We start from the raw sequence: 14,741 nt of genomic DNA, 5'->3' as shown, positions 1-14,741 counted from the left end.
GCGACGGGGGCGTGACGGCTCTGCGAAGAAGCGATGACCCGGCGCCTTTCGGCGCTGCCGGCGGATCGGGAAGATCCTGACCAAGGCCATCGCGGGCGTCGCCCTCCCAGGGCGGCGGCGCAGCCGGCGGACGACCGCCGGCGGGACGCTTCAACCGGGCTGGAGGAAGCTGTCGAGCACCATCTTCCGGCCGGCCTTGTCGAAGTCAACGGTGAGCTTGTTGCCGTCGACGCCGGCCACCGTGCCGGGTCCGAACTTGGTGTGGAAGACCCGTTGGCCGTGCTCGAAGACGGAGGGCGCGCCGGTCAATTTGGCGACCAGCTCGCCCTCGATCTCCCGGGGCCCGCCCGAGCGCCCGGCGCCGCGCCCGTCGCCGCGCCCTTGGCTGCCGCCCCCGCCGAACCCGCCCGAGGTGTTGGCCTGCGCCCGCTGCCAGCCCGGCGTGCCGTAGGACGAGCCGAACGGGGTCGGGTTGCGGTCGAAGCGCGAGGCGCCCGCCGAGAAATGCGCGGGCGCCTCGATCACGTCCACCGCCTGCGGCGGCAGCTCGTCGATGAAGCGCGACGGGATGGTCGAGGACCACAAGCCGTGAATGCGCCGGTTGACGGCGAACGACAGCTTGGCGCGCTTGCGGGCCCGGGTGAGCCCGACATGGGCGAGACGCCGCTCCTCCTCCAGGCCGGCCCGGCCGCTTTCATCGATGGCGCGCTGGTTCGGGAACAGGCCGTCCTCCCAGCCGGGCAGGAACACGGTGTCGAATTCGAGCCCCTTGGCGGCGTGCAGCGTCATCAGCGAGACGCGGTCGGCGCCTTCCGCCTCGGAGGCCTCCATGACGAGGGAGACGTGTTCGAGGAAGGCCGCCATGTCGGGGAACTCCTCCATCGAGCGGACGAATTCCTTGAGGTTTTCGAGCCGCCCGGCGGCGTCGGCCGAGCGGTCCTTCTGCCACATCTCGGTGTAGCCGGATTCCTCCAGGATGGTCTGCGCGACCTCCGGATGGGGCTTGGTCCCCACCAGCCGCACCCACCGCGAAAAGCTCTCGACGAGGCCGCGCAGCATCGAGCGGGCGCGGGGCTTCAGCTCGTCGGTCTCGATCAGCTTCCCGGCCGCGGCCAGGAGGGGGATCCGGTCGGCGCGGGCGAAGGCGTGCAGGGTCTGGAGGGTGGCGTCGCCCAGGCCGCGCTTGGGCGTGTTGAAGATGCGCTCGAAGGCGAGGTCGTCGGCCCCGTTCATGGTGACGCGCAGATAGGCCAGCGCGTCGCGGATCTCCGCCCGCTCGTAGAAGCGCGGGCCGCCGATGACCCGGTAGGGCAGGCCGACTTGCACGAACCGGTCCTCGATCTCGCGCATCTGCGCTGAGATCCGCACCAGCACGGCGATCTCCGAGAGCGGGTGCCCCCGGCGCTGGAGCGACTCGATCGATTCGGCGACCTGGCGCGCCTCTTCCTCCGAATCCCAGGCGCCGGTCACGGTCACCGGCTCGCCGGCCTCGTCTTCCGTGCGAAGGGTCTTGCCGAGGCGGCCCTCGTTCTTGGCGATCAGGCCGGAGGCGGCGGCGAGGATGTGGCCGGTCGAGCGGTAGTTCCGCTCAAGACGCACCACGGTGGCACCGGGGAAGTCGTGCTCGAAGCGCAGGATGTTGTCGACCTCGGCGCCGCGCCAACCGTAGATCGACTGGTCGTCGTCGCCGACGCAGGCGACGTTCTTGCGCGCCTGGGCCAGCAGCCTGAGCCAGAGATACTGGGCGACGTTGGTGTCCTGGTACTCGTCCACGAGGATGTAGCGGAACCGGTCCTGGTAATTGGCCAGGATGTCCGGGTTCTCGCGCCACAGTTTCAGGCAGAGCAGCAGAAGGTCGCCGAAATCGACCGCGTTGAGGGTGGCGAGCCGGGCCTGATAGGCGGCGTAGAGCTGCCCGCCCTTGCCGAAGGCGAAGGCCTGGGCCTCGCCCGGCGGCACCTGCTCGGGAGAGAGACCCCGGTTCTTCCAGCCGTCGATCGTGTGGGCGAGCGAGCGGGCGGGCCAGCGCTTCTCGTCGATGTTCTGGTCGGCGATGACCTGCTTCATCAGGCGGAGCTGGTCGTCGGTGCCGAGGATGGTGAAGTCGGATTTCAATCCGACCAGCTCGGCGTGGCGGCGCAGGATCTTGGTGCCGATGGCGTGGAAGGTGCCGAGCCAGGGCATGCCCTCGCCCGCCGGGCCGATGAGCCCGCCGATGCGGTGCTTCATTTCCCGGGCGGCCTTGTTGGTGAAGGTCACCGAGAGGATGTCGTAGGGCCGCGCCTTGCCGGTGGCGATCAGGTGGGCGATGCGCGTCGTCAGCACCCGCGTCTTGCCGGTGCCGGCACCGGCCAGCACGAGAACGGGCCCCTCCGTCGCCTCCACGGCGCGGCGCTGCTCCGGGTTCAGGCCGGAGAGATAGGAGGCGCCCTCGGGCCGCAGGGCGGCCATGGCACGGGCAGCGATGGAGGTCGGAGCCGACGGCGCTTCGTCGTCGGACGGGCGCGGCCGGAACGCGCCGGGCGCGTCGTGGGGCTCTTGCATCATGCGCGCATCCCTGGACCAAAAGGCGAACGCCGTCGAGACCCGATCCGGAACCCCCGGCCCCCCTCGCGCGTCACCCGGGAAGTCCGAAGACCGACAACGATGAAGGATGAGGCCATGCGTGCCCCGTCGCTCACCCTCCTGACCCTGCTCGCTGTTCTCGCGCCGGCGGTGACGCCGGCCCTGGCGCAGAGCCCGGGGAACCGGGGCGCCACGAGCCGGCAGAACCAGACGTTCGAGTACCGGAACGAGAACCGCAACTTCGAGCAGCGCCAGAGCTTGGAGAACAGCGCCATCCGCAACCAGATCCAGCGCGCGCCGCTCAACGTGCCGCCGCCGGCCGGGCCGTCCTTCGGCATCCGCCGCTGAGATCCGCTCGCGCTTGAGCTTGTGGTGCGGGCCGGCCGCAGCCTGTGCTATGGCCGCGTGGACGGGGTTTTGCGCGCTTCCAGAGGCTTCGCTTCGAAACGCGCGTGAAACGCGAACCAAGACCTGCGGCCCGCAGGCCAGGCGGAAGCGATAACGGTGCGTGATATCCTGACCGCGCTCGCGGGCGCCGTCGTGCTGGTTCTCGTGGCGGCGGTGGCCGTGCCGCCCTTCATCGACTGGTCGGCCCATCGCGCGCTGATCGACCGCGCGCTGACGGACTCCCTCGGCGCCGGTGCCCGCAGCGAGGGCGCCATCGACCTGCGCCTGCTGCCCTCGCCGCATCTGCGCCTCGCCCGGCTGCGACTCGGCGCCGAGGATGGGCCGGCCCTCGATGCGCGGAGCGTCGATGCGGAGATCGCCCTGGCACCCCTGCTCAAGGGGGAGGTGCGCTTCGTCCAGACCGCGATCGAGCGTGCCGATCTCACCCTCCCGGTTTCCGACGAGGCGCTGCTGCTCCCGCGCGAGCCGCAGGCGCTTCGCCGCGACATCGTGATCGACGACCTGCGCATCCGCCGCCTCAGCGTCGCCACCGCGCGCACCGGCGAGGCACCGCAGGCGCAGTTTACGGCCGAGAACCTGCGCCTCCGGGCCCCGGCGCTCGCCGGCCCGTGGCTGGTGGAGGGAACGGCCAAGGGAAGCCCCTTTCACCTTGCCACCAGCACCGCCGGCGGGGATGGCGGCGTCTCGCTGAAGCTCACGGGCGGCGGCGACACCATGCCCCGGCTGGAACTCGATGCCCGCCTCACCTTCAAACCCGAAGACGCTCCGGGGGGAGACCAGGCACATCGCGGCCTCGTGCCCGAGGCGGAGGGCACGGCGAGGCTCACCGTCGGGCCGCCGGTCCAGCCGGCCGGCGCCGTTCTGCCGCTCACCCTCGCGGCGAAATTCGAGGCGCGCGGCCCCGTCGCGCAGGCCAAGTCGGTGGAGATCGAACTCGATCCCGGCGGCAAGGCGGCGCGGCTGTCGGGCAGCGGCCGGCTCGACCTGCGCGAGGCCCGGCTCGGCCTGACGCTGCGCACCCGCCGGCTCGACCTCGACGGGCTGCTGCTCTCCGGCGGTGCGCGGGGAATGCTGGCCGGGGGGTTGTCCTCCGGACTATCCTCGGGCGCCCTGACGCCGCCGCTGCTCCTCGACCTCGATCTCGCCGCCGAGAGCGTCGCCCTCGGCCTCGACGATTGGGCCGGCGTCGCCTTCCGCGGCACCTTCGACCGTGCCGGCGGCCTCGTGCTGCGGCGCTTCGAAGGCACGGCGCCCGGTTCGGCCCGCGTTTCGGCCACCGGCGAGGCCGAGCTGTCGGGCGAGCCCCGCTTCACGGGCCATATCGACCTCGCCGCGCGCGATTCGGAGGGGCTCGGGCGCTATCTCGGACGCATCGGCGCGGAGGAGAGCCTCGCGGCAATCCTCGACGGGCGCGCCTTCGAACTCGGCACGGACCTTTCCGCGGCCGGCGGCGACCTCTCGCTGCGCAACCTGCGCCTCGCCCTCGGCGAAGCCCGCGTCACCGGCAACGCCCGGTACGATCGCGGCGGCGGCGACGGGCGCGGCCGGCTCGACGCGCAGCTCTCCGCCAGCGGCATCGACATCGCCGAACTGCCGCCGCTGGGCGAACTCATGTCGGGCCTCCACCGGCACGACCTCGGCCTGACGCTGAAGGCGCGCGACGTGCGCTACGGACCCTCGGGCGCGCATTCCGGCAACGGCACCATCGCGGTCAGCCTGCAATCGGACGGCGCCAGCCTCGTCGTGGACACCCTCGACATCGCCGATCTCGCGGGTGCGAGCGCGCAGCTCGCCGGGCGGATCGCCCCGGACGGGTCGGGACGGATCGAAGGCCGGGTGACGGCGGGCAAGGCAGCGCCGCTGCTCGCCCTTCTGGAGCGCGGCTTCCTGCCCGAGGCCCGCCTCGTGCCCCAGGGCGTCCGCCAGAGCGGATTGGCCCTCGACCTGACCCTCGAGCGCGAATCGGGCGAGGCGGATGCCCTGCGCGCGACGGCGAAGGGGCGCGTGGGGGAGGGCGATCTCGGTCTCGCGCTTCTGGCCCGCGCCGGACGGATCGACCGCCTCGACGCGACGCTGACGACGCCCAGGACCGGCCGCTGGTTCGGCCGCGACGACATCGCCGCCCTGCGCCGGCCCGGCCGCCTCCGGCTGACCGGGAGCCGTACGGCGACCGCTTCGGGCCAGGAGAGCGCGCCGCTCGCGCTCGGCGTCGAGGGCGATCTTGCCGGCCTCACCCTCTCCACGCCGCGCCCGATCCTGCTCGACAATCTCGACCGGCCGCCGGCCGGCGGCGAATTGCGGCTGGAGACGCCCGACCTCGCGCCCTTCCTGATCCTCGCCGGCAGCGCCGCCCCGGCCGCCGAGGCGCTGCCCGCCGCCCTGACAGTGAACCTGTCGCGCCGGAACGCGGATGCGCATGCCGAGGTGACGGGGCAGGCGGCGGGCGCCGACCTCTCCGCCGCTCTCGATCGGGCCCCGGACGGGGCGCTTTCCGGCACCGCTACGCTGAGCCGCCTGTCGCTGCCGGCGCTCGCTGCGGCGACCGTGTTCCCCGCAGGCGAGGGCAACCGCTTCGGTTCAGTACCGGCTCAGCCGCGGACAAGCCTGGGCCTCAAGGTCGGGCAGCTCGATCTCGGCCGCGGCCTCGTCGCCGAGGGGGCGAACCTGACGCTGGTGCGTGAGGGCGATGCCTTGAGCCTTCGCGACCTTTCGGCCGGTCTCGCCGGCGGCCGGCTCGGAGGCTCCGTCACGCTCGCCCGGCCGGCGGGCAGCGCCGCAATTTCCGGGGAGGGCAGCGTCGACGGCGCCGACCTTGCCGCCTTGATCGGCCCCGGACCGCTCACCGGCCGGCTCTCGGCGAAGCTGCGTTTCGGCGCCACGGGGGTGAGCCTCGCCGCCCTGTCGAACGATCTCTCGGGCAACGGCGAGTTCCGGCTCGCCGACCTGACGCTGCCCGGCGCCGATGCGGCCGCCCTGGACCGGGCCCTCGGCAAGGCGCTGGCCGAGGACGATCCCCTGCGCGAGGGACGGCTCCAGGCGCTGGTATCGGAGGAACTCTCGGCCGGTCCGCTCCATGCCAAGGGACCGGTCTCGGCCGCCTTCACCCTATCGTCGGCCACCCTGCGCACGGCTCCGTTCGGGATCGATCTCGGCCCTGCACGCTGGAACGGCACGCTGCAGGTCGATCTGCGCCACCGCAGCCTCGACGCTCGCGGCGCCCTCATCGCGGCCGCCGCGCCGAAGGGCTGGTCCGGCGCCGCGCCCGCGATCCAGCTCGGCTTCGGCGGACCGCTGACCGCGCCCGAGCGGCGGCTCGACGCGGCGCCGCTCACCACCGGGCTCGCCGCCCTCGTGCTCCAGCGGGAATTGGAGAAGATCGAGCTGTTCGATGCCGACCAGAGCGAGCGCCAGCGCCGCCGCGCCCGGATCGAGATGGACCGCGCCCGCACGGCCGCCGAGGACGCTGCGCGCCAAGCCCGGCTCAAGGCGCAGCAGGCCGCCGAGGAGGCGGCGCGGCTCGCCCGTCAGCGCGAGGCCGAGGACGCCGCCCGCCGCGCGCGCCTGGAGGCCGAGCCGTCCCAGCCCGCGCCGGAGGCGGTGCCGCTCGACATCAGCCCGCCCGGCGCCCGGCCCTGAGGCCCGCCGCGGCGGCGCACAGGGCTTGCGGGACGCGCTCAGATCGATGTGCGGGCCGGAACGGACTTCGGGGGCGGCCTTCGTCTCGAAGGCGCGGTTCCTGCCATCTCCCGTCAAGTCTCCTGGCGCTACGCGCGCGAGGCGTCTCCGAACGAGTCTGCCCGGATGTCGCCCGGCGACCTCGCGAGGGCCTTACGAACGTCGAGGACGGTGCTAGGCTCGCGTGTGACCGCGACGGCTCCCATGTCCTCACCACGCTTCCAGGCTCCCTACGCGCCGGATGACGCCGCCCTGGCCGAGGCGCTGCTGCAGGAGGCGCCGCTACCGGCGGGTGCGGAAGCGGCCGTCGATGGGCTCGCCGCCGACCTCATCGACGCGATCCGCGCGGATGCCGGCCACGGCGCGGTCGAGGCGCTGCTGCGGGAATACGCGCTCACGACCCGTGAGGGGCTCGCCCTGATGAGTCTCGCCGAGGCGCTGCTGCGGGTGCCCGACGCGGCCACCGCCGACCGGCTGATCGCCGACAAGCTGCGCGAGGGCGATTTCGCCCACCACGCGGTGCGCTCGGAGAGCGGGCTGGCCCAGGCCGCGTCCTGGGCGCTCGGCCTCGGCGCCCGCCTCGTCGGCCCGGAGGATACGCCCGAGGCGACGCTGGGTGGCATGGTCCGGCGTCTCGGCCGCCCGGCGGTGCGCGCGGCGGCGCACCGGGCGATGCGGCTGATGGGCGGGCAATTCGTGCTGGCGGAGGAGATCGGCGCCGCGCTCAAGCGCGCCGGATCGGGCGCCGCCCGGCGCTCGCGCTACTCCTTCGACATGCTGGGCGAGGGCGCCCGCACGGCGGAGGACGCGGAGAGCTACCGCCAGGCCTATGCCCGCGCCATCGCCCGGATCGGCCGGGAGGCCGGCAACGCGCCCCTGCCGGCCCGGCCCGGCATCTCGGTCAAGCTCTCGGCGCTCCATCCGCGCTACAGTCCGACGCAGGGCGCACGGGTGATGGCCGAACTGGTGCCGGTGGTGCGCGACCTCGCCCGCACGGCCCGCGCCCACGATCTCAACTTCACCCTCGACGCCGAGGAGGCCGAACGGCTCGAACTCTCCCTCGACGTGTTCGCAGCGGTGCTGGCCGATCCGACGCTCGCCGGCTGGGACGGGTTCGGACTCGCAATCCAGGCCTATTCCAAGCGCTGCCTGCCGGTGATCAACCACGTGGCGCAGTTGGCCGAGCGGCACGACCGGCGGCTGATGGTGCGCCTCGTCAAGGGCGCCTACTGGGACACCGAGGTGAAGCTCGCCCAGATTCAGGGTGCGCCCGACTATCCCGTCTTCACCCGCAAGGCGATGACGGACCTGAACTATCTGGCCGCCGCCCGACGGCTGCTGGACCACCGCCCGCGGCTCTATCCGCAATTCGCCACGCACAACGCGCTGACGGTGGCGAGCGTGCTCGGGCTGGCCGGCCTCCTCGACCGTCCCGCCACCGAGGAGGCCGGGTTCGAATTCCAGCGCCTGCACGGCATGGGCGAGGCGCTCTACGAGCGGCTGGCCGAGCGGGCTCCGGGCATCGGCCAGCGGATCTACGCGCCGGTCGGCGGGCACCGCGAACTGCTCGCCTATCTCGTGCGCCGCCTGCTGGAGAACGGGGCGAACGCCTCCTTCGTCGCCCGCGCCGCCGATCCGGCGGTGCCGGTGGCACAGCTTCTCGCCCGGCCGCAAACCCTCGTCGAGACACCCTCCCAGGCCCGCCACCCCGAGATCCCGCTGCCGCGCGACCTGTTCGGCGCGGAGCGCCGCAACGCGCCGGGGCTGGCCTTCGGTGATGGTGCGGCGCTGCGGCGGCAGATCGGGTCGGTCGCCGCCGCGTCCAGTTCCGCCGATGCGACGCCGCTCATCGACGGGACCGTTCAGGCCGGCCAAGCCCGGCCGGTCCTGAGCCCGATCGACGGGACCGCTCTCGGCAGCGTCACGGAGGCCGACGAAGCCATCGCCGCGCGCGCCATGGACGCCGCCGCCCGCGGCTTTCCCGCCTGGGCCGCGACACCCGCCGACGCGCGCGCCGCCTGTCTGGAGCGGGCGGCGGAGGCCTTCCTGCGCGAGCAACCGCGCCTGCTGCACCTGCTGCAGGCCGAGGCCGGAAAGACCCTGGACGACGCCGTCGCCGAGTGGCGTGAGGCGATCGACTTCCTGCGCTACTACGCGGTGCAGGGCCGGCGTCTGTTCGCGGAGCCGCAGAGCCTGCCCGGCCCGGCGGGCGAGGCCAACAGCCTGCGCCTGAGCGGGCGCGGGGTGTTCGCTGCGGTCTCGCCGTGGAATTTTCCCCTCGCGATCTTCACCGGGCAGGTCGCCGCGGCACTGATGGCCGGCAACGCGGTCGTCGCCAAGCCGGCGCCGCAGACACCGCTGGTGGCGGACCTTGCCGTGCGCCTGCTGCACGGGGCCGGCGTGCCGGGAAGCGCCCTGCACCTCGTTCCCGGCGGCCCGGAGACCGGCGCCGCGCTGATCGGGCATGCGGCGCTCTCCGGCGTCGTCTTCACCGGCTCAACGGCAACGGCGCAGGCGATCAATCGGGCGCTGGCCGCCCGCGACGGCGCGATCCTGCCGCTGATCGCCGAGACCGGCGGCATCAACGCGATGATCGTCGATGCCACCGCGCTGCCCGAGCAGGTGGCCGACGACGTGGTGGTCTCGGCCTTCCGCTCCGCCGGGCAGCGCTGCTCGGCCCTGCGCCTGCTCCTCGTGCAGGAGGATGTCGCCGACCGGATGATCGCGGCGGTGGCCGGCGCGGCGCGGGAACTGACGGTGGGCGATCCCCGCGACCTCGCGACCGATCTCGGTCCGGTGATCGATGCATCGGCCAAGCGGCGCCTCGACGCGCATATCGCGGCGATGGCGCGGTCGGCGCGCACGCACGTCTCCGGCGCCGATCCGGGCGGGCTCTACGTGGCGCCGCACATCTTCGAGATCGGCGGCGTCGCCGACCTGCGGCAAGAGGTGTTCGGTCCGATCCTCCACGTCGTCCGATACCCGGCAAGTGGCCTTGCCGGCGTGATCGAGGCGATCCGGGCCGAGGGCTACGGGCTCACCCTCGGCATCCATTCGCGCATCGAGGAGACGGCCGAGCGGATCGCCGCCGCGCTGCCGCACGGCAACGTCTACGTGAACCGCAACATGATCGGCGCGGTCGTCGGCAGCCAGCCCTTCGGCGGCACCGGCCTTTCGGGCACCGGCCCGAAGGCCGGCGGCCCGCATTATCTCGCCCGCTTCGCGACCGAGCGGACGCTCACCGTCAACACCGCCGCGGCGGGCGGCAGCGTCGGGCTCATAACCCTCGACGGGTGAGGCGGTTCAGTCCTCGGCGACCCGGGCCACCGGACGGTCACTGCCCTGCGCGGTCTCGTCGTGCCACTGGCCGGTCCCATCCTGGTAGCGGATCCCTTCGGTCGAGCCCGGCACCTGCTGCTCGGCGGCGGCGGCCTGCGCGGCCTGCAGCGCCTCCTGGCGGCTCGGGAAGGTCTCGGAGAAGACGTCGCCGACCTTGTAGGCGAAGCCGCCGTCATGCTCGACGATGTGATAGGTCACTTCGGTCATCGGAAAATCCCGTTCGTTTCCGGCGCGCTTTTGTTCCGCGTGCTGGTGCCCGAACCGGTTTCGCTGCGCGAGGTTCCGTTTCGAGCCCTCAATGCCGCGTCGGCGCCCGGCGTGGGATGCGCGCCACCGCCGCTTCGCAGCCGGCGATCAGCGAGCCGCGCACGTCCTCCGGATCGAAGCCGATGCCGTCGGGGAAAGCGAAGACATGGGCCTCGGCGCCGTCCTCGGGCCGGATCCGCGCGATCCAACCGTCCGGGGTCCGCTCGAAGCGGACCTCGTAGACGACGCCATCCTGTTCGAAGCTGTGCGGGTCCATGGCTCGGTCTTCGGCTCGTGCGTTCCGGCCGCAATGATGACGCGGCTGGGTGGGATGTGGGGAGGCGCCCCGTGCCGGCGCGAGCCCCTGCGAACCGGAAATCCACCGCCGATGCGCCCGAGCCCCGCTTTCCTCGTCGCCTGCCTCTGCCTCGCGGCCTCGCCCTCCCTCGCGCAGGGCGTGCCGCCGAACCCCTTCGCCTCGAACTACCCGTCCGCGCCGCCGCGCGCGATTGAGCGGGAGGGACGTTTCCAAGCGCCGCGCGCCCGCCGTCCGCTGCCGCGGTCTGAGCGGGGATTGCTGCCGCCGGCCGACATTCCCGGCCGGTGACCCCGTGACGGAGCCGCGTCTCAGGCCTGCCCCAGCTCCGCGACGATCGCGCTGACGATACGCGGATCGCTCGGATCGATCTGGGTCGCGAAGGCGGCGCGCAGGGTGCCGTCGCGGCCGACGAGATATTTATGGAAGTTCCATTGCGGGCTCTGCCCCGGCTTCTGCTCCGCCGCCCAGCGATAGAACGGATGCGCAGCAGGGCCGCGGACATGGGTCTTGTCCGCCACCGGGAAGGTGACGCCGTGGTTCTTCCGCGCGGCCTCGGCGATGGCGGCGCCGTCGAGGGGCTCCTGATTGCCGAAATCGGGGGAGGGCACGGCGATCACCGTCAGGCCCCGGTCGCCGAAGCGGGTCCACAGCCCCTGGAGGCCGGCGAATTGCGGAGCGTAGCCGCAGGCGGTGGCGGTGTTGACGATGAGGACGGGCTTGCCGGCATAGGCCGAGAGCGGGAGCGTGCCGCCGCCCGGCTTGTCGAACGCGAAGGCCCCCGCCGGGCCGGATTCAGCGGCATAGGCGGGAGCGTTGGCGCGCCCCGCGGCGAGAACGGCGAGCATCGCGAGGCAGTCGCGGCGGCGAATCGTCATGGCGTGGTATCCTCCGGCCCGGAAGCTGCCATGTCCGGCTTGCCATCGGGTACCGGCCCGATCGTCGCGGGCTCCGGCGTTCGAGCCGTCTCAGACGGCGCGGGCGGCCAGCGCCTCGCGCACGGAGGAGGCGACCGCCTCCTCCTGGCTCGGGCAGGGCACCAGCAGCGCATCCGCCGGGACAAGGTCGGCACAGTCGCTGACCGCCGAATCGCAGGCGACGACGATACCGAGATTGGGACGCAGCGCCCGCGCCTCGGCGGCGAGTTCGCTGATGCCGAGAGAGCCGTGCAACTCCGCATCGGTCACCAAGACATCGACGGGCAGGCCGAGTACGAGAACGGTGAGGGCATCGACGGCGGAATCGACGGAGATCGCGCTGTAGCCGGCGCGCCGGATCTGTCCGTTGATCTCGTCGCGCCACTGCTTGCGGCGCCCCGCAACCAGCACCTGAACCCCGTAGCAGCTTCGCGGCGCACCGGCTCCGCCGATTCCTGCCTCCACGCGGCCGGGATCGACGTCGATGGTCGTGTCGTCGCGATCTTGGTTGCGATGCATCATTCTAGGTTAAGCAGGTTGCGCAATGCATTCAAGCGGCTTTACTCAGCACGGGCTGGGATGCAGCTTTCGGGACACGGTCCGGTGCATCCTATTCTTGTGCATCGCACGGTTGTAGTGAAAATCAGCTCTCCCCGGAGAATCGTTCCAGTCCCGAGCGCTCACCTTCGTGTGAGCGGCCCCGGCCGACGCCGGGAGCTTCGGCGAATGGGCTCCGCCGCTCGCCCCGAGCCACCGCGTGTTGACGCGAAGCTCCCTGGGCGCAACAGAGCGGCCCGCGACCTTCGGGATTCATGCCCGTGTCGCCTCCGCGTGCGAGGCCGCCCCTCCCGACGCGGCCGACCGGGCGAGAGCGGGTTAGAGACGGAGCCGACGACCGATGTCATCCACGGAAATCTCCCCCCTGGCGCCCGCCGCCTCACCGTCGCTGCCGGAGATCGCGGGCGTGCGCCTCGCCACCGCCCAGGCCGGCATCCGCTACAAGAACCGTACGGACGTGCTCTACGTCGCGCTTGCCGAGGGGACGGACGTCGCGGGCGTGTTCACCCGTTCGCGCTGCCCCTCCGCGCCGGTGGATTGGTGCCGTGACGCCCTGAAGGCCGGCAAGGGCGCGCGGGCGCTCGTGGTGAATTCGGGCAACGCCAACGCGTTCACCGGGCTCAAGGGTCGCGAGGCCGTGTCGCTGACCGCCGAGATCGCGGGACAGGCGGCGGGCTGTGCCCCGGAGGCGGTGATGATCGCCTCCACCGGCGTGATCGGCGAGCCCCTCGACGCGCGCAAGTTCGAGGGCGTGCTGGCCGATTGCGCCGCCCGCGCCGAGGGCGGTGCCGAGGCCTGGACCCGGGCGGCGACCGCCATCATGACGACCGACACCTTCCCGAAGCTCGCCACCCGCCGGGCCGCGATCGACGGCGTTCCGGTGACGATCAACGGCATCGCCAAGGGCGCGGGCATGATCGCCCCCGACATGGCGACGATGCTCTCCTTCGCCTTCACCGACGCCGCCCTGCCGCAGGACGTGCTGCAGGAGCTGCTGAGCGCGGGCACGAAGACCTCGTTCAACTGCGTCACGGTGGACGGCGACACCTCGACCTCCGACACGCTGCTGCTCTTCGCCACCGGCGCGGCGGGCAACGCGGCGGTCACCCGCGCCGACGATCCGAGACTGTCCGACTTCTGCGCGGCCCTGGACGACCTGCTGATCGAACTCGCGCAGCTCGTCGCCCGGGACGGGGAGGGCGCCAACAAGCTCGTGACCGTCGAGGTCGAGGGCGCCGAGAGCGATGCCTCCGCCCACCGCATCGCCATGTCGATCGCCAATTCGCCGCTGGTGAAGACGGCAGTGGCCGGCGAGGACGCCAATTGGGGCCGCGTGGTGATGGCGGTCGGCAAGGCCGGCGAGCCCGCCGACCGCGACCGCCTCGCGATCTGGTTCGGCGACGTCCGCGTCGCGGTGCAGGGCGCCCGCGACCCCGATTACAGCGAGGAGGCGGCGAGCGCGGTGATGCGCCGGCCCGAGATCACCGTGCGCGTCGAACTCGGACTCGGCCAGGGCCGTGCCCGTGTCTGGACCTGCGACCTCACCAAAGCCTACGTCGCCATCAACGGAGACTACCGCTCGTGAAGTGCTTCGCGCTTGCAGGCTCCCTCCTGCTCCTCGCCGCGGCGAGCCCGGCTGCGGCCGATGACGAGTCCGGCCGCATCCGGGTGATCGGCCGGGCCTCGCAGGAGGTCGCGCCGGACTTCGCCTCGGTCGAGATCGGCGTGGAGAGCCGCGGCGCAACGCCGGCCGCCGCCCTCGATGCCGCGAGCCAGGCCGCGAAGGGCATCGTCGCGACGGCCAAGGAGATGGGTGTGGCGGAGGCCGATATCGGCACCTCCGCGGTCACCCTGCAGCCGCGGATCAAGAACGTCCGGCTCCCCGACGGCACGATGGGCGAGCGCGAGGACGGCTACACGGCCAGCAACCGCGTGCGGGTGCGGCTGGCCGAGATGGGCAGGCTCGGCGAACTGATGCGGCGCACGCTCGATTCGGGGGCCAACCGCATCCAGGGGATCAGCTTCGGCCTGCGCGACCCGGCCGCAGCGGATGCCGCCGTGCAGGTCGCCGCCGTGAAGGATGCGAAGGCGCAGGCCGAGCGCATCGCGGAGGCGACCGGCGTGAAGCTCGGGAGCGTGATCTCGATCGACTCGCCGCCGCGAACCGAATCGCCCCGGCCGATGCCCTACGGCCTTGCCATGAAGGCGGCGGCCCCCCGCGGCCGGTCCGCCGTCCCGGTGGAGGCCGGTTCGATCGAGACGTCGGCGGAAGTCGACGCCGTGTTCGCGATCGGCCGATGAGCGCGCCGGTCAAGCTCTTGCTCGTCGTCGCGGCGGCTCTGGTCGATAGCGACGGGCGGGTTCTGATGGCCCAGCGACCGGAGGGCAAGGCGCTGGCCGGCCTCTGGGAATTTCCCGGCGGCAAGGTCGAGCCCGGCGAGCGGCCGGAGGAAACCCTGATCCGCGAACTCGCGGAGGAGCTCGGCATCACGGTCAAGGAGCCGTGCCTTGCCCCGCTCACCTTCGCGAGCCATGCCTATCCGGATTTTCACCTGCTGATGCCGCTCTATATCTGCCGGCGGTGGGAAGGGATTCCGCAGTCGCGGGAGGCGCAGGCGCTTCGCTGGGTCCGCCCGGGCGCCCTGCGCGACCTGCCGATGCCGCCGGCCGACCTGCCGCTGATCCCCTTCCTGATCGATCTGCTCGGCCCCTGACCG

The 14,741-nt window shown here is 72.6% G+C and carries 12 protein-coding genes; 7 read left to right on the top strand and 5 right to left on the bottom strand.

What is annotated here, in order from left to right; translation table 11 throughout:
• Positions 1–150: 150 nt before the first annotated feature.
• A complete protein-coding gene (locus tag HNR51_RS21060) occupies positions 151–2,547 on the bottom strand; it encodes an ATP-dependent helicase (protein WP_182556246.1) in 2,397 nt (798 codons plus the stop codon).
• Positions 2,548–2,661: 114 nt separating this feature from the next.
• Here HNR51_RS21060 and HNR51_RS21055 point away from each other — a divergent pair, with 114 nt between their 5' ends.
• The 3 genes from HNR51_RS21055 (at position 2,662) to putA (ending at position 9,945) form a co-directional block, all read left to right on the top strand.
• Positions 2,662–2,913: a hypothetical protein gene (locus HNR51_RS21055; protein ID WP_182556245.1), complete on the top strand. Its 252-nt coding sequence runs from the start codon at positions 2,662–2,664 to the stop codon at positions 2,911–2,913.
• A gap of 156 nt (positions 2,914–3,069) precedes the next feature.
• Positions 3,070–6,609, top strand: a complete 3,540-nt coding sequence (locus HNR51_RS21050) for an AsmA family protein (RefSeq protein ID WP_182556244.1) — start codon at positions 3,070–3,072, stop codon at positions 6,607–6,609.
• Between the two features lie 243 nt (positions 6,610–6,852).
• A complete protein-coding gene (gene putA, locus HNR51_RS21045) occupies positions 6,853–9,945 on the top strand; it encodes a bifunctional proline dehydrogenase/L-glutamate gamma-semialdehyde dehydrogenase PutA (protein WP_182556243.1) in 3,093 nt (1,030 codons plus the stop codon).
• 6 nt (positions 9,946–9,951) lie between these two features.
• Here putA and HNR51_RS21040 read toward each other — a convergent pair whose 3' ends face one another.
• Together HNR51_RS21040 and HNR51_RS21035 are read right to left on the bottom strand one after the other, a co-directional pair.
• On the bottom strand, positions 9,952–10,194 hold the full coding sequence (locus HNR51_RS21040) for a DUF2188 domain-containing protein (RefSeq protein ID WP_182556242.1): 243 nt from the start codon (positions 10,192–10,194) through the stop codon (positions 9,952–9,954).
• 88 nt (positions 10,195–10,282) lie between these two features.
• Positions 10,283–10,510 (bottom strand): hypothetical protein, encoded by a 228-nt coding sequence (locus HNR51_RS21035; protein ID WP_182556241.1) that lies wholly within the window; start codon positions 10,508–10,510, stop codon positions 10,283–10,285.
• 111 nt (positions 10,511–10,621) lie between these two features.
• Here HNR51_RS21035 and HNR51_RS21030 point away from each other — a divergent pair, with 111 nt between their 5' ends.
• On the top strand, positions 10,622–10,840 hold the full coding sequence (locus tag HNR51_RS21030; RefSeq protein ID WP_210280179.1) for a hypothetical protein: 219 nt from the start codon (positions 10,622–10,624) through the stop codon (positions 10,838–10,840).
• Between the two features lie 20 nt (positions 10,841–10,860).
• Here HNR51_RS21030 and HNR51_RS21025 read toward each other — a convergent pair whose 3' ends face one another.
• Positions 10,861–11,427, bottom strand: a complete 567-nt coding sequence (locus HNR51_RS21025) for a glutathione peroxidase (protein ID WP_182556240.1) — start codon at positions 11,425–11,427, stop codon at positions 10,861–10,863.
• 90 nt (positions 11,428–11,517) lie between these two features.
• Positions 11,518–11,988: a response regulator gene (locus HNR51_RS21020; RefSeq protein ID WP_182556239.1), complete on the bottom strand. Its 471-nt coding sequence runs from the start codon at positions 11,986–11,988 to the stop codon at positions 11,518–11,520.
• 376 nt (positions 11,989–12,364) lie between these two features.
• On the opposite strand from HNR51_RS21020, the gene argJ reads away from it, so the two are divergent.
• Genes argJ through HNR51_RS21005 form a run of 3 tightly spaced genes read left to right on the top strand, consistent with a single transcriptional unit; the run spans position 12,365 to position 14,738 of the window.
• Positions 12,365–13,609: a bifunctional glutamate N-acetyltransferase/amino-acid acetyltransferase ArgJ gene (argJ, locus tag HNR51_RS21015; protein WP_182556238.1), complete on the top strand. Its 1,245-nt coding sequence runs from the start codon at positions 12,365–12,367 to the stop codon at positions 13,607–13,609.
• Positions 13,606–14,325, top strand: a complete 720-nt coding sequence (locus HNR51_RS21010; protein WP_182556237.1) for an SIMPL domain-containing protein — start codon at positions 13,606–13,608, stop codon at positions 14,323–14,325. Before argJ ends, HNR51_RS21010 begins: the two co-directional genes overlap by 4 nt.
• Positions 14,322–14,738, top strand: a complete 417-nt coding sequence (locus HNR51_RS21005; protein ID WP_012452325.1) for a (deoxy)nucleoside triphosphate pyrophosphohydrolase — start codon at positions 14,322–14,324, stop codon at positions 14,736–14,738. The genes HNR51_RS21010 and HNR51_RS21005 overlap by 4 nt, the downstream gene beginning before the upstream one ends.
• Positions 14,739–14,741: the final 3 nt, after the last annotated feature.

The sequence above is a fragment of the Methylorubrum thiocyanatum genome, from assembly GCA_014138645.1.
In the GTDB taxonomy this organism is placed as follows: Bacteria; Pseudomonadota; Alphaproteobacteria; order Rhizobiales; family Beijerinckiaceae; genus Methylobacterium; species Methylobacterium thiocyanatum.
Note: the sequence above shows the minus strand (reverse complement) of the source record. Positions and strands in the feature narration are given on the sequence as shown.

Excerpts from the sequence above, each read along its gene's own strand:
- HNR51_RS21060 (WP_182556246.1), bottom strand. The coding sequence starts at position 2,547 with ATGATGCAAGAGCCCCACGACGCGCCCGGCGCGTTCCGGCCGCGCCCG.
- HNR51_RS21025 (WP_182556240.1), bottom strand. The coding sequence starts at position 11,427 with ATGACGATTCGCCGCCGCGACTGCCTCGCGATGCTCGCCGTTCTCGCC.
- HNR51_RS21020 (WP_182556239.1), bottom strand. The coding sequence starts at position 11,988 with ATGATGCATCGCAACCAAGATCGCGACGACACGACCATCGACGTCGAT.
- HNR51_RS21055 (WP_182556245.1), top strand. The coding sequence starts at position 2,662 with ATGCGTGCCCCGTCGCTCACCCTCCTGACCCTGCTCGCTGTTCTCGCG.
- HNR51_RS21005 (WP_012452325.1), top strand. The coding sequence starts at position 14,322 with ATGAGCGCGCCGGTCAAGCTCTTGCTCGTCGTCGCGGCGGCTCTGGTC.
- HNR51_RS21030 (WP_210280179.1), top strand. The coding sequence starts at position 10,622 with ATGCGCCCGAGCCCCGCTTTCCTCGTCGCCTGCCTCTGCCTCGCGGCC.
- HNR51_RS21040 (WP_182556242.1), bottom strand. The coding sequence starts at position 10,194 with ATGACCGAAGTGACCTATCACATCGTCGAGCATGACGGCGGCTTCGCC.
- argJ (WP_182556238.1), top strand. The coding sequence starts at position 12,365 with ATGTCATCCACGGAAATCTCCCCCCTGGCGCCCGCCGCCTCACCGTCG.
- HNR51_RS21035 (WP_182556241.1), bottom strand. The coding sequence starts at position 10,510 with ATGGACCCGCACAGCTTCGAACAGGATGGCGTCGTCTACGAGGTCCGC.
- putA (WP_182556243.1), top strand. The coding sequence starts at position 6,853 with ATGTCCTCACCACGCTTCCAGGCTCCCTACGCGCCGGATGACGCCGCC.